The organism is Spiroplasma endosymbiont of Eupeodes luniger (assembly GCF_964019525.1).
Lineage (GTDB): Bacteria > Bacillota_I > Bacilli_A > Mycoplasmatales > Nriv7 > Nriv7.
The window spans coordinates 426,281-450,497 of record NZ_OZ026453.1 but is presented as its reverse complement, the minus strand read 5'-3'; the positions used below and the strand labels follow the sequence as shown (position 1 = coordinate 450,497).

Below are 24,217 nucleotides of genomic sequence, written 5' to 3'. Positions count from 1 at the left end.
CTTTCACCTCACTTTATTTTTTTATTAGCGGACTGCTCCAAGTAATTTTTCAAACATTTTAAAGCAAATAAAGAATATTGCCAAAATAAATGGAAAAATGAATATTCAGTAGTCAGCAAAGAAGTTACCGACTTGTGGCATATTAACAGCAATAATTTCTCACATTTTAGTAAACGCCGTTATAATTGCATTTCACAATTTAGTCATTGCGTCACTAGCTGTTATTTTTTCTACTGTTACTGGTGTATCGGCCAAGAAAGTTCCAAACATATAATCACCCCCTTTCTTTTTAAAGCATTCATCATTTATATTCAAAGTTTTTCTTAAATTTGTTAAAACCACGGTTAACCTTAACACGACTGTATTTTTTCCTAATTAATTTTGAATTTCTTTGGAAATGCATCACAATATAACTTCTTGACATTAATTTTGTCTCTATCTAAATACTGATATGGTTTTTCAAAATAACATTAGAATAAATCACACTATAATCGCTGTTAGTAATCAAAAGGCAATGTTTACTATTAAAAGTCAAAGTGTTTCTTGGGTTAAATCAATTTCTTTACCACCACTAATATGAGCCGGAATAGTTGTAATTTGAATAAATAAATCTCAGAAAGTTTGTTTAATTTGTTCTCAATTAAATTCTTTTAAATTTACTGTCATTTTTTATCTCCCAAAAATCATTTTTATTAGTAAATACATAATTGAAATTAATGTGAAAAGAAAAGTAATGATAATAATTAATCCGGCAATAAACGCCACTTGTGCAGGCATTTTTTCTATCGGAACAAACAGTTTTAAGAATTCCATAATAATTTCTCAAAACATTATTTTTTGTTCTCATTATTTTCTTTTGAATTAGGAGCTTTAACTCATTCTTCAAAGCGAGCAATAAATACTTTTTCGTCTTTTGTAAAATTACCAGTATTATTTTTAATGGCATTTTTGTATTTAATTCGCGTTTTTATTTTTGCATAAATTTTATAAGCAAAATATGCCAGTAACATTATGCAAATGATTATAAATATTAGTCCAATTGTAGTATTCATTTTTAAACTCCTTTAAAATAGTTATAATTTGTATCTTTTTTGTTGTTTTCTTTTTCGGTAATGAAGAAACTTAATAATTCTTGTCCTTTAATTAACTTGGTTTCTTGCTCAGATTGATTAATTGAAATTACTTGGTATTCATTATTCTTGATTATTCCGATGCAAATGGAATTTTCATATTTTCCTTTATAAACAAATCGCTTTGGAAATCAAATACCGATTTGTTTATTAAATCAGGGAATTTTTGGTGCTTTGATTAAAATGGCGTTTTGAGTTTCTTTTAAGAGATATTTTTTAGTATTTAAGAAAATGTTTTCAATGTTTTTCATAGTAAATTACCTTTCTATAAAATAAGTTATTTAACTAAGTTTTTTAAACATTTATATATCGCAGATTTGAATGTTTAACAAGTTTTGTTAGTAAACTTCGTTTACTAATTAACTTAGTTTGATTTTATGGGTGCAAAAAAATATAAGACATAATTAAAAATAATAAGTGTTAATTTAACCTTATATTTCTTGCAATAAATAAATGAGCTCATATTTATTTATTGATTTTGTGTAAAACTAACATAAGTGTGTGCTTTACACAGTTTCTACAAAAATATGTAATATACCATAGACTTATGACAAGAACAAGAGGATTTTTAAAAAAGGGGTGGATTTAATTTTTTATTTAAAATTTTTATAAATAACGACAAATTCTAAGGAAGTTTTTAAAAATAGTTTATAATTAAATTCCAAGACAAAAAGATTATAGATTGTTTTTTGGTAGAGAGGCTGTTGATTATTGAATAAATTTTATTATTAATTACTAAAAAATTTATGAAAAGGAAATTAATTAGTATGAAACAATTACTATCAATTTTAGGAACAATAACAATAGCAGGAAGCGGAATGGCGGGACTTCTTGGCAATGCCCCAGCAAAAAATAATATTATTTATCAACAAACAAGTAATTTAAAAAAATTTAGCAGAGTAAAAAGACAATATCAAACAGATATTTCTACTTATGTTACACAAACTGATTTGGGAACAATCCGTCCAGGAAGCAGTTCTGGGGGGAGAATATCTGATTTGAGGATTTTAAATGCATTTGTAAGAGCAAATCCAAATTTACCAAACGAATTAAGAGCTACAGCCGGAAGAAACAGAATAATATATGTTTCAGTAAATTATGGGGATAGAGCTATTATTGATGTTCACTCAGGAACTTCATATACGGGTAGTGTTCAAGTAACTTTTAATGGTGGACAAACACCAACACAAGATAATTATTCATTTGGTCTGCCTTCAAATTGAGGTAGTAGATTAAGTTTATCTACTTTACCGAATTTAAATAGAAATTTAGGTAATATTCTCGGTACAAGTGAAGAACGCATTATTCAAACATTTATGTTTAATAATCAACATTTGCCAAATGAACTGATAAATATTTTAAGAGTTCGAGATATAACAAATAGTAGTGCAAGACTTTATGTTCCAGCAGGAAATAACCGATATGAAGGCGATTTAGTTGTTTTCTTTAGTGGAAGAAGTAACACTACTTATTTGTGACCGGGTGAATATAGTTAACTATTAAAATTACTTTGTTAAAAGTTCTCGTAATTTTTGAAAAGGAGTTTTAGTGTTTAATGATGAATGATGGCGTTCAAAGTTATAAAAGTAATAATAGACTTCTTGCATAACCTATTAAAAAAATTACAAATATTTGTAAAAAGACAGTAATAGAAAAATATAATTTTAATTAATTATGTCTTTTATCTAAAAAATTAATATTTTGCCACAACAAAAAACGAATTTATTATTTAAATTCTTTAATTTTAAATAAATCTTTTATGTTAAATTAATAATTGCAAATTATAAATTGAGGCAATTAAATTAAATCTTAAACCAAATCTTTTTCTACGATTACGATATTTTTCTGTCATAATTTTAAATTTTTTAAGAATAGCAAAAATATTTTCAATAATAATTCTCATTTTTGAAACTAGTCTATTATGTTGTTTTTGTGCTTTATTTAAATGGTTTTTCTTTGTTTTCTTTGTAGGTATTAGAACATTATTGTGAATTTTTTTGTATTCCTTGATAACCACTATCAACTATTAATTTGGGATTTTTTAAAATTGGGATTTTTGATTCTTTAAATAAAGCATAATCATGTTTTTTCCCAAGTTAAAAACTTGTTGCAATAATTTTTCTGGTTTCTTGTTCGATAATTACTTGTGTTTTAATGGTGTGTTTTTTCTTTTTACCAGAATAAGATTGTTTTTGTCTTTTTTTGGGCGTTGGATTGGAGTTTCGGTAGCATCAATAATAATAGTTTTATCATTAAAATAATCATTTATTAGTGCTTTTTTTACCAGCAAGTTGTTGAAAATCAGAGTTTTTAATTAAAATATCTTCAATTCACTTGATATTGCGATAACAATTAGCTTCACTAATTCCGAAATTTTTACCAAGATGAAAATAAGTCTGATATTCTCGTCAATATGATAAAGTCATCAATAATCTATTTTCTAGTGATAATTTATTAGTTTTACCACCTTTTTTAAATTTTTCTATTTCAGCTACTTGTAAAATATCTAACATTTTATTAAAAGTGGATTTTTTTATTCCTGTTAATCTTAACCATTCTTTATCATTAAGAGTATTAAATTTATTATTGTTCATATTTTGATATCCTCATAAATTATATTTTATAAGAATATTTTAATAAAAAAGGTATCGCAAGAAGTCTATTATATTACATCATTTCTTTATATAATTAAATTATACATACCCTAAGGATGACTAATATGGAAGTAAAAATGAAAGGAAAACCTTTACAATTAATTAAAGAACCAATTAAAATTGGTGAAACTCTTGATTTTATCGCCACTAATCTTAATATGTCAGACTTTAAAATAACTGACATCGTCAATAAAAAGAAAGTAATCTCAGTTGTCCCCAGTGTTGATACTAGCACTTGTTTAAACCAAACTAAACATATGAACGAAAATATTAGTAAACTAGAAAATATGCAACTAATTACAATTTCAAGAGACCTACCCTTCGCCCAAAATAAAGCTTGTGAAAGTTTTAAAGACAATAACCACATCCTTATATCTGATTACAAATACCGTGATTTCGGCATTAAAACTGGTTTAGTAATCCAAAAACTAGAACTTCTAGCAAGAACCTTGTTAGTATTAGATGAAAATAATATAGTTATCTACATTGATATTAACGAAGAAACATCAGTGGAACCAAATTACGCTAAACTATGAGACTTTTTAAACAAATAATCACATATATTAAAAACACACTTTGTATAAAGTGTGTTTTATTTATTTTATTATTAACTTATATAAGTTTTATATATGTGAAAGTCCTTCTAAATATAAACTTAATGAAACTTCATCTAAACTACCAACTTTAACAGTTAAATCAAGATCTGTTTCACCAAAAAAAGAAGTTAATTTATTATTTTTTGAAATTGGTGTTCCATCCTCAATAATTACTTGATCATAGTTTATTTTTCCCAAATATTTTTGTAATTGTTCTTTTAAAAGAGCAATAGCTTCGCTCCTTGAGTTTGTAAGTTCCTTCAAACCTCAGTTATAGCGAATTTTTAAAAAATTTTTAACTTTAGTTAAAATTTCTTCATTTGATTTTCTAATAAAACCAAAATTTTTTACTTTAAAACGAATCGTTGCCGTTTCTTTACCAATAGTAATATCCATATCGTATCATTCTGAATTACCAGTTAAATTATCAGTTTCTGAACCTTTAAATGAAATTTTTAAAAGTTGATAATCATCACCTAATAAAGTTTTAATTAATTCTTTTGCCTTATTATACGCATCTAATCTGGTATTACCCGTATTTAATTTGTGGATATTAAAATCAAACTCAGTTTCAAAATACAATTTAATAAGTTGTATTATTAAACTATGATTTTCGTTAATTAAATCTTTTCGTTCACCAATTATTCGTAAAAATTCAGCTTTAATATGGGCAATTTTACCCTTTCAATCAGTTTTAGAACCCATAAAAGGTTTAATATCCTTTAATTTATCTTTCCCAAAACTATTAACTAACTCATCCAATTTTTGTAAATCAGCATTTAAAAGTGCTAATTCATCTTGGTATTTTTTAATTTTAATTTCTAATTTGACCTTAATATTTTCTAGTTGTGCAATAGTTAAATCAATATTTATGACAAGATTTTGTTTTCTACAAACTTTTAGGGGGTGTTTTCTTTTGGCAGTAATATTTTGTATTGAATGCGACAGCGAAAGCTATGTCATTGGTAATAAAAATACAGTTGGAATCTGTAATTCTTGCGATGAAAAGGGTTTTTAAATTTTGAAAGGAAAGATAAATTATAAAATATGTCGCTGGTGTTTACATCTATTTAGTGATAAACGATATTTGCATGTTGCTTGTGAGAAAAAATTTATTAATCATATTAAAAAAATTTTAAAAAATAAAAGTAAAAGAAATTTAGATAATAATGTTTAAAGTTAAATTAGTTAGTATAAAAAGAAAAATATTTAAAAATAAAGATGGCTCTATGATGTCAGGTTATTCTGCCGAATTTTTGCCTTATGAAAATGACTTATTTGAGCCTACCGGCGAACAAAAGGCTTTATGAATTGATGATAACAATCTAGAACAACAAGAAATTTATAAACTGTTAAAAGAAAACGTTAAATCATTTTTTAGTTGCGAATTAACTTTTGAAAAAACCCCCAAAATAGTTAACATATGAATTTACAACCTCAAAATCAGACTGATTTTTATATGAAAACGATTTATTACGGTCAATACATTCGTAATATTGTTATGCCTTTAGAACGCATCAAAGCAAATAACCGCAATGCTAGCGGTTTAAAAAATAAAGGTAATTGTGATACAAAACTCCTTAATAGCAATATTCTTGCAAAATCTAATGTTATTCAGAAGGCATATCATAATTTTTGAGACTGTAAAAAACTTACATTCTTAACTCTTACTTATGCTGATGTTAATGAATTTGATATTAGAAAATGTAAGCGTGATTTAAATAAATTTTTTAAAAAATTAAAATATTGATTTAAAGTTAAAAATAAAAATATTAAGTATTTGTATACCTATGAATATCAGAAACGAGGAGTTATTCATTTTCATATTTTAATTACCGAAAAAATACCTCATAAAATTATTTTACAATTTTGACCTTATGGAATTAATAAAAATATTAGAGTTCGTGAAAACACTAATGAAATGGTTGTAAAATATTGCTCTAAATATATAACTAAAAATGTCCTGAACGAAAAGTCATTAAACCAGTATGACTTAAATATCAAGGCTTATCAATTCTCATATAACTGTCAAAACCCTATTACTAGAAAACAAGTATTTACCGACACTTTGAATAATATTGTTAATCGAACTGTAAATTCTGAATTTGTAAAATACTTAAAATCAACAGTTAATAAATTTAAAACCAAAATGTGCGGAGCAATCTATGAATTTAAAAATATTAATTATATAGACTTTGAGAGTGCAAATTATGCTTCATTAGAAAGTTTAAGATTTAGAAATCAACTAAGAAAAATGAAACATTAAGAGTTAAAAAATGAAAGAAAAATTGCAATTTAAAATAAGAATTAAAAATTAAGGAGAAAAGAAAGATGAGTATATTTGGGTTAGTGTTCTTTACGATTTTAACATTATTACTAGCATACTATATTGCGGTTAATATTTATCTTTTTTTTAAAGATAAAAAGAAATATGGTAGTGAAGCAAAGCGGTTGCCAAAAGATTTTACTTATGCACAACGAATATTTATTGCAAAGTTTAAGCGAAATTTATTAGAACAAGATGAAAAAGAAATTAAAAAGTAGGTTTAGAAAATGTTTAAAAAAATAATTATTGAGTTAATTGAATTAATTTATCCAACTGCCGATTTACCACCCCAAGTTGTATTTTTGTTTTCAATTTTAATAATTGTAATGCTGTTCTCGGCCATTATTTTTCTACTCTTTTAACCTTTTAAGCGTTAATTATTATGTTTTTAGTTACTTGAAAAGATTTAGATTGAGAAATGACAAAATTGTATTTTTGAAATTTATTTATTCAAATTAAAATTATTCCGGCGTGAGTTTGTGGTAAAGAAATTGATTTAACTAAAGAACTACTTTGACTTTTAATAGCGAATATTGCCTTTTGAATTGTATTAGTATTCATTATCTTATTTATGGTTATTTTATTTTATAAGGTTAAATCATATTTTGTTTAGAAAGGGGGTGATTATATGATTAGAACTTTCTTAACAGAAGTGGTTACGCCAGTAGCTGTTACTGGTGAACAAGCGGTTACTAACTTATGAAAAGCATTAATTAAAGCGTTCGGTAATATTTGAACTGAAATTATTGGTGGTAATATGCCAAACCTCGTTAATTTCTTTGCTACATATTGAGTTTTCTTGCTAGGGGTGATTATTGGTTTATTTTTAATCGCTTTCAAAATGTTTGAAAAATTAATGCCCAGCAGATAATAATAAAAATAAAGAAAGTGTGATTTAAGTGATGCTATTGTTTAAAAAAATAAATTTAAGATTATATGATTTTGTTGCTTTAAATCGCACTTTATTTATTATTGCGTGATTCTATGGTGCGATTTTGCATTATTATAATCCTCAGAGTTGACGAATGCTATTTGATATTATTTATTTATTAATTGCTTTGTATATTTTATATACTAAAATTTCTCATTTCTTTGCTCGTCGTAGTTTTATTAATTTCTTATTAAGTTCACCCTTAAATTTAGTCATTGGTGCTTTAGGGACAGGAAAAATCGCTTTAATGGTTTTAGTTTCTTACTTATTAAGTGGTTGAAAAACGATTTCTACTTTTCCGATTGCGGATAAACAAATGCTTTCATTAGGGCATATGTCTTTATTAGATTATAATTATCCAATTTTAGATGAAAAACATTTACTGTTATGAGATGAAACTAACTTATTTTTAGAAGGAACTGATTATAAATAAAATGATAGGGTACCCAAGGCTTACAAGAATATTTCGCTTCGGCTCGCCAATTTACCCATATCGTATTAGCAAGCGGACAACGAGCCGAACATATTTGAGTTAAAGTTCGTGATATTGCTAATTCAATAATTGTTGGCATTAGAAAAAAACCGTTAGTATCTTTCGGCCCTATTTACAAGTTATTTATGGCACTTTTAAATCGGTAAGCGAATACGAGCAATGACGATTAACTCTAATTAATGCTAAAAATGATAAAAAAGGTCGCAAAATTAAGTATCGCAGCATTCCGGAATTAGATATTTATTTCTTTAAATTGAAAATCCCAATGTCAATTTTAAATCTTTACGATAATAGACTTCTTGCGATACCTTTTTTATTAAAATATTCTTATAAAATATAATTTATGAGGATATCAAAATATGAACAATAATAAATTTAATACTCTTAATGATAAAGAATGGTTAAGATTAACAGGAATAAAAAAATCCACTTTTAATAAAATGTTAGATATTTTACAAGTAGCTGAAATAGAAAAATTTAAAAAAGGTGGTAAAACTAATAAATTATCACTAGAAAATAGATTATTGATGACTTTATCATATTGACGAGAATATCAGACTTATTTTCATCTTGGTAAAAATTTCGGAATTAGTGAAGCTAATTGTTATCGGAATATCAAGTGAATTGAAGATATTTTAATTAAAAACTCTGATTTTCAACAACTTGCTGGTAAAAAAGCACTAATAAATGATTATTTTAATGATAAAACTATTATTATTGATGCTACCGAAACTCCAATCCAACGCCCAAAAAAAGACAAAAACAATCTTATTCTGGTAAAAAGAAAAAACACACCATTAAAACACAAGTAATTATCGAACAAGAAACCAGAAAAATTATTGCAACAAGTTTTTCACTTGGGAAAAAACATGATTATGCTTTATTTAAAGAATCAAAAATCCCAATTTTAAAAAATACCAAATTAATAGTTGATAGTGGTTATCAAGGAATACAAAAAATTCACAATAATGTTCTAATACCTACAAAGAAAACAAAGAAAAACCATTTAAATAAAGCACAAAAAAACATAATAGACTAGTTTCAAAAATGAGAATTATTATTGAAAATATTTTTGCTATTCTTAAAAAATTTAAAATTATGACAGAAAAATATCGTAATCGTAGAAAAAGATTTGGTTTAAGATTTAATTTAATTGCCTCAATTTATAATTTGCAATTATTAATTTAACATAAAAGATTTATTTAAAATTAAAGAATTTAAATAATAAATTCATTTTTTGTTGTGGCAAAATATTAATTTTTTAGATAAAAGACATAATTAATTAAAATTATATTTTTCTATTACTGTCTTTTTACAAATATTTGTAATTTTTTTAATAGGTTATGCAAGAAGTCTAATAAAGAATTTTCTTTACGAATTGAATCATTAACAATTTGTTCAGAAATTTCTAATACTTTAATATTACAACTAACATTATCAGTTTTAATGTTATTATAAGTCATGGGATTAAAATTAACATAACTTAATAAAAGTCCCTAAGTAACTGAAAACATAACAAAACCAATAATAATGACTATTAATGTATTAGATACTTTCCGAATCATTAATATCAACACCTTTTTAAAATTTTTTTATTAAAAATATAATACAATTATTATTAACTATTGTATTATATTTTTAATAAAAAAAGTGAATTAATAAATTAAAAAATCTGGCACCGTCTTATTTTCCCTGTGAAATAATTTTCACCATAAAGGTATCGTCAGCGCAGGCATGCTTAACTTCTGTGTTCGGAATGGGAACAGGTGTGACCACGCCGCTATAGGCACCAGATTGAGAGATTGCTCTCTCAAAACTAGACATAAACATTATTTTAGACTTTCAACAATAGGAATTACTTTTAAAATAAAGTAAGCCCTCGACCTATTAGTATTGGTTAGCTAAATATGTCACCATACTTACACAGCCAACCTATCAACCTCATAATCTTTAAGGGGTCTTATTCCATTTCTGGATGGGAAGTCTCATCTTGAAGTTTGCTTCGTGCTTAGATGCTTTCAGCACTTATCAATTCCCTACATAGCTACCCAGCTGTGCCATTGGCATGACAACTGGAGCACCAGAGGTAGGTCCATTCCGGTCCTCTCGTACTAAGAACAGATCTCCTCAAACTTCCTACGCCCACAACAGATAGGGACCAAACTGTCTCACGACGTTCTAAACCCAGCTCACGTACCACTTTATTGGGCGAACAGCCCAACCCTTGGAACCAACTTCAGCTCCAGGATGTGATGAGCCGACATCGAGGTGCCAAACCTCCCCGTCGATGTGAACTCTTGGGGGAGATAAGCCTGTTATCCCCGAGGTAACTTTTATCCGTTGAGCGACGGCCTTTCCACTCAGGACCGCCGGATCACTAAACCCAACTTTCGTTCCTGTTCGACTTGTAAGTCTCACAGTCAAGCACCCTTCTACTTTTGCGCTCTGCGTATGATTTCCATACATACTGAGGGTACCTTTGGGCGCCTCCGTTACTCTTTAGGAGGCGACCGCCCCAGTCAAACTACCCACCTGACACTGTTCCTATTCAGGATAACTGAATAAGGTTAGATTTTCAAAATAATAAGAGTGGTATCCCAACGTTAACTCCATAGATACTAGCGTATCTACTTCAAAGTCTCCCACCTATCCTGTACATAGTAGATCAAAAATCAATATCAAGTTATAGTAAAGCTCTACGGGGTCTTTCCGTCTAGTTGCGGGTAACCTGCATCTTCACAGGTACTAAAATTTCACCGAGTCTATAGCCGAGACAGCGCCGGGATCGTTACGCCTTTCGTGCGGGTCAGAACTTACCTGACAAGGAATTTCGCTACCTTAGGACCGTTATAGTTACGGCCGCCGTTCACTGGGGCTTCAATTCTGAGCTTCATAATAAATTATTAACCCCTCCTCTTAACCTTCCAGCACTGGGCAGGCGTCACCCCCTATACATCGTCTTACGACTTAGCAGAGAGCTGTGTTTTTGCTAAACAGTCGCCCCGGCCTCTTCACTGCGGCTCACATAATTACTTATATGAGCATCCCTTCTTGCTAACTTACGGGATGATTTTGCAGAGTTCCTTAGCTATAGTTATCTCGCTTGCCTTAGGATTTTCTCCTTGACCACGTGTGTTCGTTCTCGGTACGAGCACCATGATAGTTAATAGTAGAAGTTTTTCTTGGAAGCGTGGCATCAGACTCTTCGCTACTTGCCGAAGCTTTCACTCCCCATAACGCTTCAAGGTTATGCCATAAAATTTACTAAATGACCCTCTTTGCGCTTAGCCCGGAAATCCATTAACCGGGATATCTTAGCCTTCTCCGTCACTCCATTCCATACCATGGTGGTACAGGAATATCAACCTGTTGTCCATCGACTACGCCTTTCGGCCTCGCCTTAGGTCCCGACTAACCCTGGGTGGACGAACCTTGCCCAGGAAACCTTAGTCAAACGGCATGAAAGATTCTCACTTTCAATCGTTACTCATGCCGGCATTCTCACTTCTAAACAGTCCAGTAGTCCTTACGATCTACCTTCGTCCCGTTTAGAACGCTCCCCTACCACTTTAAAATAATTTAAAATCCATAGTTTCGGTACAATGCTTAGCCCCGGTACATCTTCGGCGCAGAATAACTCGACTTGTGAGCTGTTACGCACTCTTTAAAGGATGGCTGCTTCTAAGCCAACCTACAAGCTGTTTAAGTCATTCCACATCCTTTTACACTTAGCATTGATTTTGGGACCTTAACTGATGATCTGGGCTGTTTCCCTCTCGTCCATGGACCTTATCACCCACAGACTGACTGCCAAACATACAACAACGGCATTCAGAGTTTGATTGCATTCAGTACCCCGAGGTGGGGCCATCATACATTCAGTGCTTTACCTCCGTTGCGCTAATTTTGACGCTAGTCCTAAAACTATTTCGGGGAGAACCAGCTATCTCCAGGCTCGATTGGAATTTCACCACTAGCCACAAGTCATCCACGGTCTTTTCACGAACGTTGGTTCGGTCCTCCATTAAGTATTACCTTAACTTCAACCTGCTCATGGCTAGATCGCCTGGTTTCGGGTCTACGACTACATACTAAACGCCCTATTAAGGCTCGCTTTCACTACGGCTCCATGTTTTCCACTTAACCTTGCATATAATCATAACTCGCCGGCTCATTCTACAAAAGGCACGCCGTCACTCATTAACGAGCTCCGACTTCTTGTAAGCATATAGTTTCAGATACTATTTCACTCCCCTCTCGGGGTACTTTTCACCTTTCCCTCACGGTACTGGTTCACTATCGGTGATTAGGTAGTATTTAGGATTACGCAGTGGTCTGCGCATATTCCGACAAGATTTCTCGTGTCTCGCCGTACTCCGGATCCCATCAAGAGACTTTTCAATTTCGTATACGAGGCTTTCACTCTCTATGGCATCGCATCCCAGCGATTTCTACTATCAAAAAATTTTCTAAAACTCTATATAGATGGTCCAAACCCACATTCAGAAGAATGGTTTGTCCTGTTCCCTCTTCGCTCGCCGCTACTAAGGGAATCGCATTCGCTTTCTTTTCCTCTAGGTACTAAGATGTTTCATTTCCCTAGGTATCCCATCAATATGACTATGTATTCATCATATGACACTATTCGATTAAGAATAGTAGGTTACCCCATTCAGAAATCCCTGGCTCAAAGCTTACTTCCAGCTCCCCAAGGCTTATCGCAGGTAGTCACGTCTTTCATCGGCTCCTAATCCCAAGGCATCCACTATATGCTCTTATTAACTTACTAATTTTTCTTTGTCAAAAGAAAAACCTATTGCAATTATAAAAATAAATGTTTATATCCAGTTTTCAAAGAACAATGCTCATAGAAATTACACTGTAATTTCTCATATTGCGTTTGAGAGATAAATAATCTCTCAAAACTAAACAGAACATCCTCAACCAAAGTTATTTGTTAAAATCTAATGTAATTAGTTTATAAATATAAACTCCATAGAAAGGAGGTGATCCATCCGCACCTTCCGGTACGGATACCTTGTTACGACTTCACCCCAATCGTCAATCCTACCTTGGGTTGCTCTCTCAGTAAACTGTTAAGATACAAACTTCTGGCATTACCAACTCTCGTGGTGTGACGGGCGGTGTGTACAAGACCCGAGAACGTATTCACCGCGGCATTGCTGATCCGCGATTACTAGCGATTTCAACTTCATGGAGTCGAGTTGCAGACTTCAATCCGAACTGAGATCGGCTTTTTGAGATTAGCTTGCCCTTGCGAGTTTGCGACTCTTTGTACCGACCATTGTATCACGTGTGTAGCCCCAGACATAAGGGGCATGATGATTTGACGTCATCCCCACCTTCCTCTAGCTTGCACTAGCAGTCTCATTAGAGTCCTCAACTAAATGTTAGCAACTAATGATAAGGGTTGCGCTCGTTGCGGGACTTAACCCAACATCTCACGACACGAGCTGACGACAACCATGCACCACCTGTCTCAGTGTTAACCTCCACTATATTTCTATAGCATTGCACTGGATGTCAAGTCTGGGTAAGGTTCTTCGCGTTGCTTCGAATTAAACCACATGATCCACCGCTTGTGCGGGTCCCCGTCAATTCCTTTGAGTTTCACTCTTGCGAGCATACTACTCAGGCGGAGTACTTAATGCGTTAGCTGCAGCACCGACATTAAAGCCGACACTTAGTACTCATCGTTTACGGCAGGAACTACTAGGGTATCTAATCCTATTTGATACTCCTGCTTTCGTGCCTCAGCGTCAGTTACAGGCCAGTTAGTCGCCTTCGCCACTGGTGTTCCTCCATATATCTACGCATTTCACCGCTACACATGGAATTCCACTAACCTCTCCTGAACTCTAGTTATACAGTTTCCAAGGCAAATCGAAGTTAAGCTTCGATCTTTAACCTTAGACTTATATTACCGCCTACGCACCCTTTACGCCCAATAAATCCGGATAACGCTTGCCACCTATGTATTACCGCGGCTGCTGGCACATAGTTTGCCGTGGCTTTCTGGTAAGGTACCGTCAAATAAGAATCATTTCCTATTCTTACTATTCTTTCCTTACAACAGACCTTTACAACCCGAAGGCCTTCATCAGTCACGCGGCATTGCTCCATCAGGCTTTCGCCCATTGTGAAAAATTCCCTACTGCTGCCTCCCGTAGGAGTCTGGGCCGTGTCTCAGTCCCAGTGTGGCCGTTCACCCTCTCAGGTCGGCTATGCATCATCGTCTTGGTAAGCCATTACCTTACCAACTAACTAATGCAGCGCATCCTTATCTTTTTGTAGTGCAAACGCACCTTTAATTATCATTAGATGCCTAACGATAACCTATGCGGTATTAGCCGTCGTTTCCAACGGTTATTCCCCTCAAAAAGGTAAATTAGATACGTGTTACTCACCCGTTCGCCACTAGAGTGCAAGCACTCTCGTTCGACTTGCATGTATTAGGCATGCCGCCAGCGTTAATCCTGAGCCAGGATCAAACTCTCATTAAAAAGTGAAAATAAAAAAACATTTTATATTAATGTTTTCAATTTTTATTGTTTGTTTCATAACTCATCAGATTGACAGATTGTTCTGTTTAGTTTTCAAAGATCATTTCGTAATAGTAAGAATCTTAACGACTTAATTACTAGTACATTTAAGATAATACTGAATTTGGAAATAAATGTCAACATAAATTTAAACTTTTTTTAAAATAATTCTAATTATCTTTTAAACCAATATTTAATCAATTAAATTCAATATATATCTTCGGAATGTTTTAAAACCGTAAATATATATTACCACAAATTTTAACTATTTAACGATATAAATTAAATATTTTTAAAAAACTAAACTATCCATTTTAGATACAATTTTAATAAAAGAAAAGCAACAACAAAAACTTTTGTTTAACATCTTACAGAAAAAGTAAAACCTATTAAGGTTTTACTTAACTCTTAACTAATTCATTTTTTACTTTTAATTATTCAAAAAAGTTCAAAGATATTTGATCAAATTTATCTAAACCTGATAGAATACCCATCTCCTCAAATTCCTTTAAATGCGTTTTAGTAATACTAGTTCTTTTTTGCAAATCTTCCAAAGAGGCAATCGCTCTTTCAGTTCTAGCTTCAACAATTGAATTAGCAACAGTACTACCCAGACCATCTAATGCTGATAATGGCGGAACAATCTTTTTAAGACCAGCAAACTCTTGAACAACAAAATTTGTTGCTAAAGAATGTTCTAAATTAATACCAATAAATTCAATTTTGCGAGCATACATTTCTAATGCTACTTCCAACACTGGTACTAAATCCTTCTCCTTTTGAGTTAACTTATTAACAACATTATAACCATTATCCATCCGTGATAAGATATCGGTTAATTTTGTTAAAACAGCATTCCTTCCCTTAGCAATCGTCTTAATATCAAAAACATCACATCGTGTTGAAAAATAAGTCGCATAATATTCGTGCGGATAATTAATTTTATATCAAGCAATTCGCAACGCCATTAGAACATAAGCTGTCGCGTGCGCCTTAGGAAACATATACTTAATTTTTTGACACGATGCAATATATCATTGGGGAACATTATGACTAATCATAATTTTTTGGTGCTCATCAGTGATACCTTTTCCCTTACGAACGGTTTCCATAATGTTAAAAGCAATATTTGACGGAATCTCACGATGAATTAAATAAGTCATAATATCATCACGACAACCAATAACATCTTTTAATTTTAAATCTTGATGGGTAATTAATGTTTGGGCATTATTTACTCACACATCAGTACCATGCGATAAACCAGAAATTTGCACTAAATCAGCAAAACTCGTCGGATTTGTTTCTTCTAACATTTTACGAACAAATTGGGTACCAAACTCAGGTAAGCCCACAGCTCCAGTTTTTTCATTATTAATATCACTACTAGTAATCTTCATAATTTCTGGGGAACTAAATAATGAAAGTACTTCGGCATCATTACACAAAATATTTTGCGGATCATATCCAGTAAGGTCATGTAACATTTTTAATGCTGTGGGATCAACATGTCCCAAAATATCTAACTTTAACAAGTTATCATGAATGGCATGAAAATCAAAATGCGTTGTTTTTCACTGAGAAGTAATATCATCGGCTGGGAAATTTACTGGCGTAAAATCATTAACATCATAGTTCTTAGGAACAACAATAATTCCCCCCGGATGTTGTCCGGTTGTTCGTTTAACACCCTCACAACCTTGTGCTAATCATTCCAAATACGCCTTTTTAACAAAATGATTACCTTTCACATCTTCTAAATAACCACGAGCATAACCAAATGCTGTTTTTTGTGCCACAGTAGAAATTGTTCCCGCCCGAAACACATTATCCTCGCCAAACATCTCTTTAGTAAAATTATGAGCAATCATTTGATACTCACCAGAAAAATTCAAATCAATATCCGGTACTTTATCACCATCAAAACCTAAAAAGGTTTCAAAAGGAATATCATGACCATCACCAGTTAAAAGATGACGACATTGTGGACAATTTTTTGGTGGTAGATCATAACCACTACGAATATTTTCATCACTAACAAATTCACTATATTGGCATTGCGAACACACATAATGTGGCACTAATGGATTTACTTCGGTAATCTTCGCCATTGTCGCAACTAGTGACGACCCCACAGAACCACGAGAACCAACCAAATAACCATCATTTAATGACCTTGTAACTAACAAATGAGCAATTCAATAAACAACCCCAAAACCATGCTTTAAAATCGCATCTAACTCCCGAGATAACCTTTCTTCTACCATTATTGGCAATACTGCACCATAAATTTTTTTCGCGTTATCATAACATAATCTTTTCAAATTGCTATCAACATCACCATTATCAATTACTGGGGTATACAAATCATCTTTAATCGGTCGCAACCACGAAATTTGCTCATTTAAATAATTAGGGCTAGTAATAACCAATTCCTTAATTAAAACTTCATCTTCTAAAAAACTAAACTCATTTAACATCTCAGCAGTGGTTCTTAAATGTTGCTCAGGATTATTTTTAACACGACCTTTACGGTCAAATAAAGGATGCATTCTTCCTCCTAAACCCTTAGTATTAATATATACATCACGAAAAATCTTATCTTGCGGATTTAAATAATGAACATCAGAAGAAGCAATAACCACTTTATTAAGTTTCTTTGCAGTATGAACAATATTTTTTACAATCCGCATTAAATGTTCAACTGTCATCTCACCACTTTCAACTAAATGATTGTAAACACTTAGAGGTTGTACTTCAATATAATCATAAAATTGCATTATTGCTTCAAATTCTTGTTGACTCCGATTACGAGCAAACTCAAAAACCTGACCATTAACACAACCAGAACCAATAAAAACATTAGCACGCATTTCTTGCAATGCCGCAATCGTAATTTTAGGACTACTATAAAAGTACTTAGTATGCGATAACGAAACTAACGAAAATAAATCTTTCAATCCTTGCTCATTTTTAGCAATTACTGTCGTATGATTACCAAATAACTTGGCAAAAATTGGTTCATAATTAATTTTTTCAATATCTAATAATGTTTTTACTTGATAATTATCTTCTAAATCCGTTAACATCACAGCAAACACATCAGCTAATATTTCAGCATCATAATCAGCACGATGAGCAATTTCTTCATTATACTTAATATTATATTTTCTAGCAACCGTTCCTAAACGATGATAGCGTAACTGTTGTTGTAATAACCGTGATAATTGCAAGGTATCAATAATCGGATTAGTAAGTTTTCCATAACCCATTTGATTTCACAATTCTTGAATAAAACCAATATCAAATGATGCATTATGAGCCACAAGAACAGCATCTTGTAAAACTTCTTTAATCTCAGCAGCCACAATTTCAATTGGGGGCTTATCTTGTAACATTTCGTTACTAATCCCAGTTAATGATTCACTAAAAGCACTAACATTACTTTTAGGTTTAATTAAAAAATCATATCTTTTATCACTTAACCCCCGACCCTCAATAACTACCGCTCCAAATTCAATAATTTCATCATAACGACTAGACAATCCTGTTGTTTCAATATCAAAAATAACAAACTTACAAGCATTAATCGCATCACTAGTAGCATTAGTAATCGCTTTAACACTACTATCAATCATTTGCATTTCCACACCATAAATAACCTTAACAGCAGGATATTTCTTTTGGGCGATTTGCGCATCAGGAAATGATTGAACATTTAAATGATCAGTAATCGCAATTGCTGAATGTTTTCAAAGACTTGCTTGTTTAATATATTCACCAATACTTGTAACCCCATCCATCGCACTCATTTTTGTATGTAAATGAAATTCAATCCGCTTTTCTACCATATCATCAGTTCGTAAATGCGGATCAGCAATCTTTTGAATTTTATTTACTCACAAAACTTGTTCACGAGAAAAATTATCAAACCGCACATTACCTTTAACAACAATTCAATCCTTTTCTTGTAGTTCTTCTAAAAGCTTGTCTTTTATATCATCACTTGTAAAATATCTTAAAGCAATCGCATCACTAAAATCACTAATTAATATTGAATAAATTCATCGTTTAGTTTTTGTTAATTTACAATCTTTACGAAAAATTTGTCCTTGAATAGTAACCCCCCGAACATCTTCTTCCAATTCTGAAATTTTACACGATACTTGCGACAATAAATTATCACTACTAGACAAATTGCCTTTAAAAGCCCGTTTTTTTGCAGGCAAAGCCTTTACTTGTTGTTGTTCTCTTTGTTGGACTTTCATTCGTTCTTCTTCTTCAATTTGTATCATTGCTGGATCAACAGAAACATCATATTGTTCAATTTTTATTTTTAAAGACAAGTTTTGAAAACCATACCGACGCATTCGCTCTTGATAATATTTTAAATGCCGATTAGTCAATGCCGCTTGTGATTCATTATAAACTTTAATAAGCAAATCATTATTTTCCAACACTAAATTATCACAAGAAATATTACTATTAATGTACTCTTTTTGTTTTGTCTTAGTTTGCTTAATATATTCTCAATAATCAACAATTTGTTCCAGTACATAATTAGCATCTATACATAAAAAAGTTATTTTACTACGAAAATCAAGTTTCAATAAACATTGTTCAAGTTCTCTAATAATTTCAATTGGTAAAATTTTGTTAATTTGCAATGTAAAATACAGCGTATCATTCTTTTTCTTAAATTCTATTTTCAATAATTTTGCTTGTTGTAAAATATCATTTTTTAAAGAAAACTTCATTATTTTTCACAATTGCTGTAAATTCTTTTCCATACTTTCACCCCTGACTTAAATTGTTGAAAAACTCTGGATTAACATAAAAAATCCAGTAAATATTAATACCAACGACAAACTATCAATCCGGTCCAAAAATCCTCCGTGACCTGGTAAAACATTAGAAAAATCTTTTACATTATGATTCCGTTTAATAAATGAAAAAAGTAAATCACCCATATGACTTATTAATGACAAAAATAAAATTAACAAGAAATAAATTACATATTTATAATCATCTGTTTTCGTTGTAAAAAAGTTAGCAAATGGCTGATACTTCGTAAACTCCGTTAATAACACAATATATCCTAAAACAAGCACCAAGGTTACTAAAATACCAATAATCGCCCCTTCTCATGTTTTACTAGGACTAATTTTTGGAGCAAGAGCATTTTTGCCAACTAATGTTCCGCCAATATAAGCAAATGTATCATTACTAATAGTAATTAATAAAACCACACTAACTGCTGGTCAACCAAACCCTGGTTGGAGCATAATATAATTCATTGCTTTAAAAGCAAATACTAAATAAAGTGTCATACAAAATATAAATAACGCATCATTAGCACTAAACTTCTTAAAAACTTTCACCATTACTAAAATAACTAATAAAAATATCATATAAATTAACAATACCATTCATGATTGTCATCATTCAATACGACTTGGACCATCGTACTTATTTCAATACGGTTCATACTTAATATTCTCTGCTATGGGAAACCATAATAATATAATTGCAAAAACAAAAATAATAGCTTTAATAATTCAATTAAAACTTTCTCCTTTCCTTAAATTCATCACCTCAAAAATTGTAATCCGTAATAAAATACTATTAAATATTAAAAATGCATACGGCATATATCAAACATCAAAACCTTTTCACTCTTGAAATATCGCCCCAACAAATAAATATAAAATTGCAAAAGAAATTAAAAAGATACTAGTAATAATTCGCTTTTTCATTTAATCACTCCTTCTATCAATATTAACTAATTATAACTGATAATTAAATTGAAAGAATAAAATCGCATCTAATTGTGAAAATATATTCAGACAATCAATGCTATAATAAAATTTAATAAGGAGAGGTTTTGACCAAATTAAAAAATATTTTTGCTTTTTAAATAAAAGACTTCTTGCATAACCTATTAAAAAAATTACAAATATTTGTAAAAAGATAGTAATAGAAAAATATAATTTTAATTAATTATGTCTTTTATCTAAAAAATTAATATTTTTCCACAACAAAAAACGAATTTATTAGACTTCTTGCATAACCTATTAAAAAAATTACAAATATTTGTAAAAAGACAGTAATAGAAAAATATAATTTTAATTAATTATGTCTTTTATCTAAAAAATTAATATTTTGCCACAACAAAAAATGAATTTATTATTTAAATTCTTTAATTTTAAATAAATCTTTTATGTTAAATTAATAATTGCAAATTATAAATTGAGGCAATTAAATTAAATCTTAAACCAAATCTTTTTCTACGATTACGATATTTTTCTGTCATAATTTTAAATTTTTTAAGAATAGCAAAAATATTTTCAATAATAATTCTCATTTTTGAAACTAGTCTATTATGTTGTTTTTGTGCTTTATTTAAATGGTTTTTCTTTGTTTTCTTTGTAGGTATTAGAACATTATTGTGAATTTTTTGTATTCCTTGATAACCACTATCAACTATTAATTTGGTATTTTTTAAAATTGGGATTTTTGATTCTTTAAATAAAGCATAATCATGTTTTTTCCCAAGTGAAAAACTTGTTGCAATAATTTTTCTGGTTTCTTGTTCGATAATTACTTGTGTTTTAATGGTGTGTTTTTTCTTTTTACCAGAATAAGATTGTTTTTGTCTTTTTTTGGGCGTTGGATTGGAGTTTCGGTAGCATCAATAATAATAGTTTTATCATTAAAATAATCATTTATTAGTGCTTTTTTACCAGCAAGTTGTTGAAAATCAGAGTTTTTAATTAAAATATCTTCAATTCACTTGATATTCCGATAACAATTAGCTTCACTAATTCCGAAATTTTTACCAAGATGAAAATAAGTCTGATATTTTCGTCAATATGATAAAGTCATCAATAATCTATTTTCTAGTGATAATTTATTAGTTTTACCACCTTTTTTAAATTTTTCTATTTCAGCTACTTGTAAAATATCTAACATTTTATTAAAAGTGGATTTTTTTATTCCTGTTAATCTTAACCATTCTTTATCATTAAGAGTATTAAATTTATTATTGTTCATATTTTGATATCCTCATAAATTATATTTTATAAGAATATTTTAATAAAAAAGGTATCGCAAGAAGTCTATTATTTAAATTCTTTAATTTTAAATAAATCTTTTATGTTAAATTAATAATTGCAAATTATAAATTGAGGCAATTAAATTAAATCTTAAACCAAATCTTTTTCTACGATTACGATATTTTTCTGTCATAATTTTAAATTTTTTAAGAATAGCAAAAATATTTTCAATAATAATTCTCATTTTTGAAACTAGTCTATTATGTTGTTTTTGTGCTTTATTTAAATGGTTTTTCTTTGTTTTCTTTGTAGGTATTAGAACATTATTGTGAATTTTTTGTATTCCTTGATAACCACTATCAACTATTAATTTGGTATTTTTTAAAATTGGGATTTTTGATTCTTTAAATAAAGCATAATCATGTTTTTTCCCAAGTGAAAAACTTGTTGCAATAATTTTTCTGGTTTCTTGTTCGATAATTACTTGTGTTTTAATGGTGTGTTTTTTCTTTTTACCAGCAAGTTGTTGAAAATCAGAGTTTTTAATTAAAATATCTTCAATTCACTTGATATTCCGATAACAATTAGCTTCACTAATTCCGAAATTTTTACCAAGATGAAAATAAGTCTGATATTCTCGTCAATATGATAAAGTCATCAATAATCTATTTTCTAGTGATAATTTATTAGTTTTACCACCTTTTTTAAATTTTTCTATTTCAGCTACTTGTAAAATATCTAACATTTTATTAAAAGTGGATTTTTTTATTCCTGTTAATCTTAACCATTCTTTATCATTAAGAGTATTAAATTTATTATTGTTCATATTTTGATATCCTCATAAATTATATTTTATAAGAATATTTTAATAAAAAAGGTATCGCAAGAAGTCTATTAATTCATTACCACCAATATTAATAATAACTAAATCATTTTCAGTTAATTGATGATGTTTAAGCAAAGCCTTTGCTTGTTTAGGCAAAGAAAAATTATTGCAGAAAATACTTTTAAGTTTTCAAAAAGGTAACTTTGTTATTTGTGCACCGGCAACAGCATAATTATTACCAATCTTTTCATAAATTTGTTTTAAAAACTTAAATCTTCAAGCAGGAACTAATTTGATTCCTAATTTATTAGCTAAAATTTGTGAATATGTCGGACCATTACTACAAAAATGTTTGTAAAGTGGCACTTCAAACTCTTGCGATTTAAAAATAGACTTCTTGCGATACCTTTTTTATTAAAATATTCTTATAAAATATAATTTATGAGGATATCAAAATATGAACAATAATAAATTTAATACTCTTAATGATAAAGAATGGTTAAGATTAACACGAATAAAAAAATCCACTTTTAATAAAATGTTAGATATTTTACAAGTAGCTGAAATAGAAAAATTTAAAAAAGGTGGTAAAACTAATAAATTATCACTAGAAAATAGATTATTGATGACTTTATCATATTGACGAGAATATCAGACTTATTTTCATCTTGGTAAAAATTTCGGAATTAGTGAAGCTAATTGTTATCGCAATATTAAGTGAATTGAAGATATTTTAATTAAAAACTCTGATTTTCAATAATTTGCTGGTAAAAAAGCACTAATAAATGATTATTTTAATGATAAAACTATTATTATTGATGCTACCGAAACTCCAATCCAACGCCCAAAAAAAGACAAAAACAATCTTATTCTGGTAAAAAGAAAAAACACACCATTAAAACACAAGTAATTATCGAACAAGAAACCAGAAAAATTATTGCAACAATTTTTTCACTTGGGAAAAAACATGATTATGCTTTATTTAAAGAATCAAAAATCCCAATTTTAAAAAATACCAAATTAATAGTTGATAGTGGTTATCAAGGAATACAAAAAATTCACAATAATGTTCTAATACCTACAAAGAAAACAAAGAAAAACCATTTAAATAAAGCACAAAAACAACATAATAAACTAGTTTCAAAAATGAGAATTATTATTGAAAATATTTTTGCTATTCTTAAAAAATTTAAAATTATGACAGAAAAATATCGTAATCGTAGAAAAAGATTTGGTTTAAGATTTAATTTAATTGCCTCAATTTATAATTTGCAATTATTAATTTAACATAAAAGATTTATTTAAAATTAAAGAATTTAAATAATAAATTCATTTTTTGTTGTGGCAAAATATTAATTTTTTAGATAAAAGACATAATTAATTAAAATTATATTTTTCTATTACTGTCTTTTTACAAATATTTGTAATTTTTTTAATAGGTTATGCAAGAAGTCTAATATTGAAAACTTTTATCACTATTAATAACGACTTTAATATTTTCATTAGTAAAAGCATTAGTATTTAATAACCCATCAATAATTGCTTTCCCCATATTACCAGCACCTAAAAATCCAATTTTCACTTTATTTAACTCCTTTATATGTTTGTAATAATTATGACATAAAAAAAATAACCTTTTAGGT

30 protein-coding genes and 3 rRNA genes are annotated in these 24,217 nt (G+C 29.7%); 13 read left to right on the top strand and 20 right to left on the bottom strand.

Annotated features, from left to right (window positions below; translation table 4 throughout):
- Positions 1 to 24 precede the first annotated feature (24 nt).
- The 5 genes from AACK86_RS02610 to AACK86_RS02590 form a co-directional block, all read right to left on the bottom strand.
- The gene (locus AACK86_RS02610) at positions 25 to 270 is read right to left on the bottom strand and encodes a hypothetical protein (protein WP_338981903.1); all 246 of its coding nucleotides are present in this window, start codon (positions 268 to 270) and stop codon (positions 25 to 27) included.
- Between the two features lie 165 nt (positions 271 to 435).
- Positions 436 to 666 (bottom strand): hypothetical protein, encoded by a 231-nt coding sequence (locus tag AACK86_RS02605; protein ID WP_338981904.1) that lies wholly within the window; start codon positions 664 to 666, stop codon positions 436 to 438.
- 3 nt (positions 667 to 669) lie between these two features.
- On the bottom strand, positions 670 to 831 hold the full coding sequence (locus AACK86_RS02600) for a hypothetical protein (RefSeq protein ID WP_338982449.1): 162 nt from the start codon (positions 829 to 831) through the stop codon (positions 670 to 672).
- On the bottom strand, positions 831 to 1,052 hold the full coding sequence (locus tag AACK86_RS02595) for a hypothetical protein (RefSeq protein WP_338982447.1): 222 nt from the start codon (positions 1,050 to 1,052) through the stop codon (positions 831 to 833). The genes AACK86_RS02600 and AACK86_RS02595 overlap by 1 nt, the downstream gene beginning before the upstream one ends.
- Before the next feature lie 2 nt (positions 1,053 to 1,054).
- Positions 1,055 to 1,381 (bottom strand): hypothetical protein, encoded by a 327-nt coding sequence (locus AACK86_RS02590; RefSeq protein WP_338981773.1) that lies wholly within the window; start codon positions 1,379 to 1,381, stop codon positions 1,055 to 1,057.
- Between the two features lie 516 nt (positions 1,382 to 1,897).
- On the opposite strand from AACK86_RS02590, the gene AACK86_RS02585 reads away from it, so the two are divergent.
- Positions 1,898 to 2,626 carry a hypothetical protein gene (locus AACK86_RS02585; protein ID WP_338981908.1) on the top strand — a complete coding sequence of 243 codons (729 nt, stop codon included), beginning with the start codon at positions 1,898 to 1,900 and terminating at the stop codon, positions 2,624 to 2,626.
- A gap of 266 nt (positions 2,627 to 2,892) precedes the next feature.
- On the opposite strand, the gene AACK86_RS07225 is transcribed toward AACK86_RS02585, so the two are convergent.
- The 3 genes from AACK86_RS07225 to AACK86_RS07215 form a co-directional block, all read right to left on the bottom strand.
- Complete coding sequence (locus AACK86_RS07225; protein WP_422398286.1) at positions 2,893 to 3,147, bottom strand: transposase family protein; 255 nt, start codon at positions 3,145 to 3,147, stop codon at positions 2,893 to 2,895.
- A 123-nt stretch (positions 3,148 to 3,270) separates the two neighbouring features.
- Positions 3,271 to 3,420, bottom strand: coding sequence for a hypothetical protein (locus AACK86_RS07220; protein ID WP_422398285.1), 150 nt, complete (start codon positions 3,418 to 3,420; stop codon positions 3,271 to 3,273).
- Positions 3,383 to 3,724, bottom strand: a complete 342-nt coding sequence (locus AACK86_RS07215; RefSeq protein ID WP_422398284.1) for a helix-turn-helix domain-containing protein — start codon at positions 3,722 to 3,724, stop codon at positions 3,383 to 3,385. The genes AACK86_RS07220 and AACK86_RS07215 overlap by 38 nt, the downstream gene beginning before the upstream one ends.
- Before the next feature lie 137 nt (positions 3,725 to 3,861).
- On the opposite strand from AACK86_RS07215, the gene tpx reads away from it, so the two are divergent.
- The gene (gene tpx, locus AACK86_RS02575) at positions 3,862 to 4,338 is read left to right on the top strand and encodes a thiol peroxidase (protein WP_338982445.1); all 477 of its coding nucleotides are present in this window, start codon (positions 3,862 to 3,864) and stop codon (positions 4,336 to 4,338) included.
- Positions 4,339 to 4,407: 69 nt separating this feature from the next.
- On the opposite strand, the gene AACK86_RS02570 is transcribed toward tpx, so the two are convergent.
- The gene (locus AACK86_RS02570; RefSeq protein WP_338982443.1) at positions 4,408 to 5,142 is read right to left on the bottom strand and encodes a hypothetical protein; all 735 of its coding nucleotides are present in this window, start codon (positions 5,140 to 5,142) and stop codon (positions 4,408 to 4,410) included.
- Between the two features lie 407 nt (positions 5,143 to 5,549).
- Between AACK86_RS02570 and AACK86_RS02565 the strand changes: the two genes are divergently transcribed.
- From AACK86_RS02565 to AACK86_RS07200, 9 genes are all read left to right on the top strand, one after another.
- Complete coding sequence (locus AACK86_RS02565; protein WP_338982441.1) at positions 5,550 to 5,891, top strand: hypothetical protein; 342 nt, start codon at positions 5,550 to 5,552, stop codon at positions 5,889 to 5,891.
- Positions 5,804 to 6,646 (top strand): rolling circle replication-associated protein, encoded by an 843-nt coding sequence (locus AACK86_RS02560; protein WP_338982438.1) that lies wholly within the window; start codon positions 5,804 to 5,806, stop codon positions 6,644 to 6,646. The genes AACK86_RS02565 and AACK86_RS02560 overlap by 88 nt, the downstream gene beginning before the upstream one ends.
- A 65-nt stretch (positions 6,647 to 6,711) precedes the next feature.
- Positions 6,712 to 6,924, top strand: a complete 213-nt coding sequence (locus tag AACK86_RS02555) for a hypothetical protein (protein WP_338982436.1) — start codon at positions 6,712 to 6,714, stop codon at positions 6,922 to 6,924.
- A gap of 164 nt (positions 6,925 to 7,088) precedes the next feature.
- A complete protein-coding gene (locus AACK86_RS02550) occupies positions 7,089 to 7,319 on the top strand; it encodes a hypothetical protein (protein WP_338982434.1) in 231 nt (76 codons plus the stop codon).
- A gap of 15 nt (positions 7,320 to 7,334) precedes the next feature.
- Positions 7,335 to 7,577, top strand: coding sequence for a hypothetical protein (locus AACK86_RS02545; protein WP_338982432.1), 243 nt, complete (start codon positions 7,335 to 7,337; stop codon positions 7,575 to 7,577).
- A 31-nt stretch (positions 7,578 to 7,608) separates the two neighbouring features.
- Entirely contained in the window at positions 7,609 to 8,070 is a 462-nt protein-coding gene (locus tag AACK86_RS02540) for a hypothetical protein (RefSeq protein WP_338982430.1), read from the top strand.
- A 419-nt stretch (positions 8,071 to 8,489) separates the two neighbouring features.
- The gene (locus AACK86_RS07210) at positions 8,490 to 8,942 is read left to right on the top strand and encodes a transposase family protein (protein WP_338982632.1); all 453 of its coding nucleotides are present in this window, start codon (positions 8,490 to 8,492) and stop codon (positions 8,940 to 8,942) included.
- Positions 8,927 to 9,169, top strand: a complete 243-nt coding sequence (locus AACK86_RS07205) for a transposase (protein ID WP_422398343.1) — start codon at positions 8,927 to 8,929, stop codon at positions 9,167 to 9,169. The genes AACK86_RS07210 and AACK86_RS07205 overlap by 16 nt, the downstream gene beginning before the upstream one ends.
- Before the next feature lie 8 nt (positions 9,170 to 9,177).
- The gene (locus tag AACK86_RS07200) at positions 9,178 to 9,318 is read left to right on the top strand and encodes a hypothetical protein (protein ID WP_422398206.1); all 141 of its coding nucleotides are present in this window, start codon (positions 9,178 to 9,180) and stop codon (positions 9,316 to 9,318) included.
- Between the two features lie 113 nt (positions 9,319 to 9,431).
- On the opposite strand, the gene AACK86_RS02530 is transcribed toward AACK86_RS07200, so the two are convergent.
- The 10 genes from AACK86_RS02530 to AACK86_RS02490 form a co-directional block, all read right to left on the bottom strand.
- Positions 9,432 to 9,593: a hypothetical protein gene (locus AACK86_RS02530; protein ID WP_338982428.1), complete on the bottom strand. Its 162-nt coding sequence runs from the start codon at positions 9,591 to 9,593 to the stop codon at positions 9,432 to 9,434.
- Positions 9,594 to 9,800: 207 nt separating this feature from the next.
- Positions 9,801 to 9,924, bottom strand: a 5S ribosomal RNA gene (rrf, locus tag AACK86_RS02525).
- Positions 9,925 to 9,997: 73 nt separating this feature from the next.
- A 23S ribosomal RNA gene (locus tag AACK86_RS02520) occupies positions 9,998 to 12,919 on the bottom strand.
- 210 nt (positions 12,920 to 13,129) lie between these two features.
- A 16S ribosomal RNA gene (locus AACK86_RS02515) occupies positions 13,130 to 14,654 on the bottom strand.
- Together the 16S, 23S and 5S rRNA genes form the textbook arrangement of a ribosomal RNA operon.
- Positions 14,655 to 15,127: 473 nt before the next feature.
- Entirely contained in the window at positions 15,128 to 19,483 is a 4,356-nt protein-coding gene (locus AACK86_RS02510) for a PolC-type DNA polymerase III (protein ID WP_338982427.1), read from the bottom strand.
- Positions 19,484 to 19,498: 15 nt separating this feature from the next.
- Positions 19,499 to 20,449, bottom strand: a complete 951-nt coding sequence (locus AACK86_RS02505; RefSeq protein WP_338982425.1) for a phosphatidate cytidylyltransferase — start codon at positions 20,447 to 20,449, stop codon at positions 19,499 to 19,501.
- A gap of 467 nt (positions 20,450 to 20,916) precedes the next feature.
- Positions 20,917 to 21,309: a transposase family protein gene (locus AACK86_RS07195; RefSeq protein WP_422398306.1), complete on the bottom strand. Its 393-nt coding sequence runs from the start codon at positions 21,307 to 21,309 to the stop codon at positions 20,917 to 20,919.
- Positions 21,294 to 21,746 carry a transposase family protein gene (locus AACK86_RS07190; RefSeq protein ID WP_422398283.1) on the bottom strand — a complete coding sequence of 151 codons (453 nt, stop codon included), beginning with the start codon at positions 21,744 to 21,746 and terminating at the stop codon, positions 21,294 to 21,296. The genes AACK86_RS07195 and AACK86_RS07190 overlap by 16 nt, the downstream gene beginning before the upstream one ends.
- A 105-nt stretch (positions 21,747 to 21,851) precedes the next feature.
- Positions 21,852 to 22,574 (bottom strand): IS5 family transposase, encoded by a 723-nt coding sequence (locus tag AACK86_RS02495; RefSeq protein ID WP_338982422.1) that lies wholly within the window; start codon positions 22,572 to 22,574, stop codon positions 21,852 to 21,854.
- 39 nt (positions 22,575 to 22,613) lie between these two features.
- Positions 22,614 to 22,940 (bottom strand): SGNH/GDSL hydrolase family protein, encoded by a 327-nt coding sequence (locus AACK86_RS02490; protein WP_338982420.1) that lies wholly within the window; start codon positions 22,938 to 22,940, stop codon positions 22,614 to 22,616.
- 91 nt (positions 22,941 to 23,031) lie between these two features.
- Between AACK86_RS02490 and AACK86_RS07185 the strand changes: the two genes are divergently transcribed.
- Positions 23,032 to 23,334 carry a helix-turn-helix domain-containing protein gene (locus tag AACK86_RS07185; RefSeq protein ID WP_422398282.1) on the top strand — a complete coding sequence of 101 codons (303 nt, stop codon included), beginning with the start codon at positions 23,032 to 23,034 and terminating at the stop codon, positions 23,332 to 23,334.
- Between the two features lie 134 nt (positions 23,335 to 23,468).
- The gene (locus AACK86_RS07180) at positions 23,469 to 23,861 is read left to right on the top strand and encodes a transposase family protein (protein WP_422398342.1); all 393 of its coding nucleotides are present in this window, start codon (positions 23,469 to 23,471) and stop codon (positions 23,859 to 23,861) included.
- A 166-nt stretch (positions 23,862 to 24,027) separates the two neighbouring features.
- On the opposite strand, the gene AACK86_RS02480 is transcribed toward AACK86_RS07180, so the two are convergent.
- Positions 24,028 to 24,156 carry an NAD(P)-binding domain-containing protein gene (locus tag AACK86_RS02480; RefSeq protein ID WP_338982418.1) on the bottom strand — a complete coding sequence of 43 codons (129 nt, stop codon included), beginning with the start codon at positions 24,154 to 24,156 and terminating at the stop codon, positions 24,028 to 24,030.
- Positions 24,157 to 24,217: the final 61 nt, after the last annotated feature.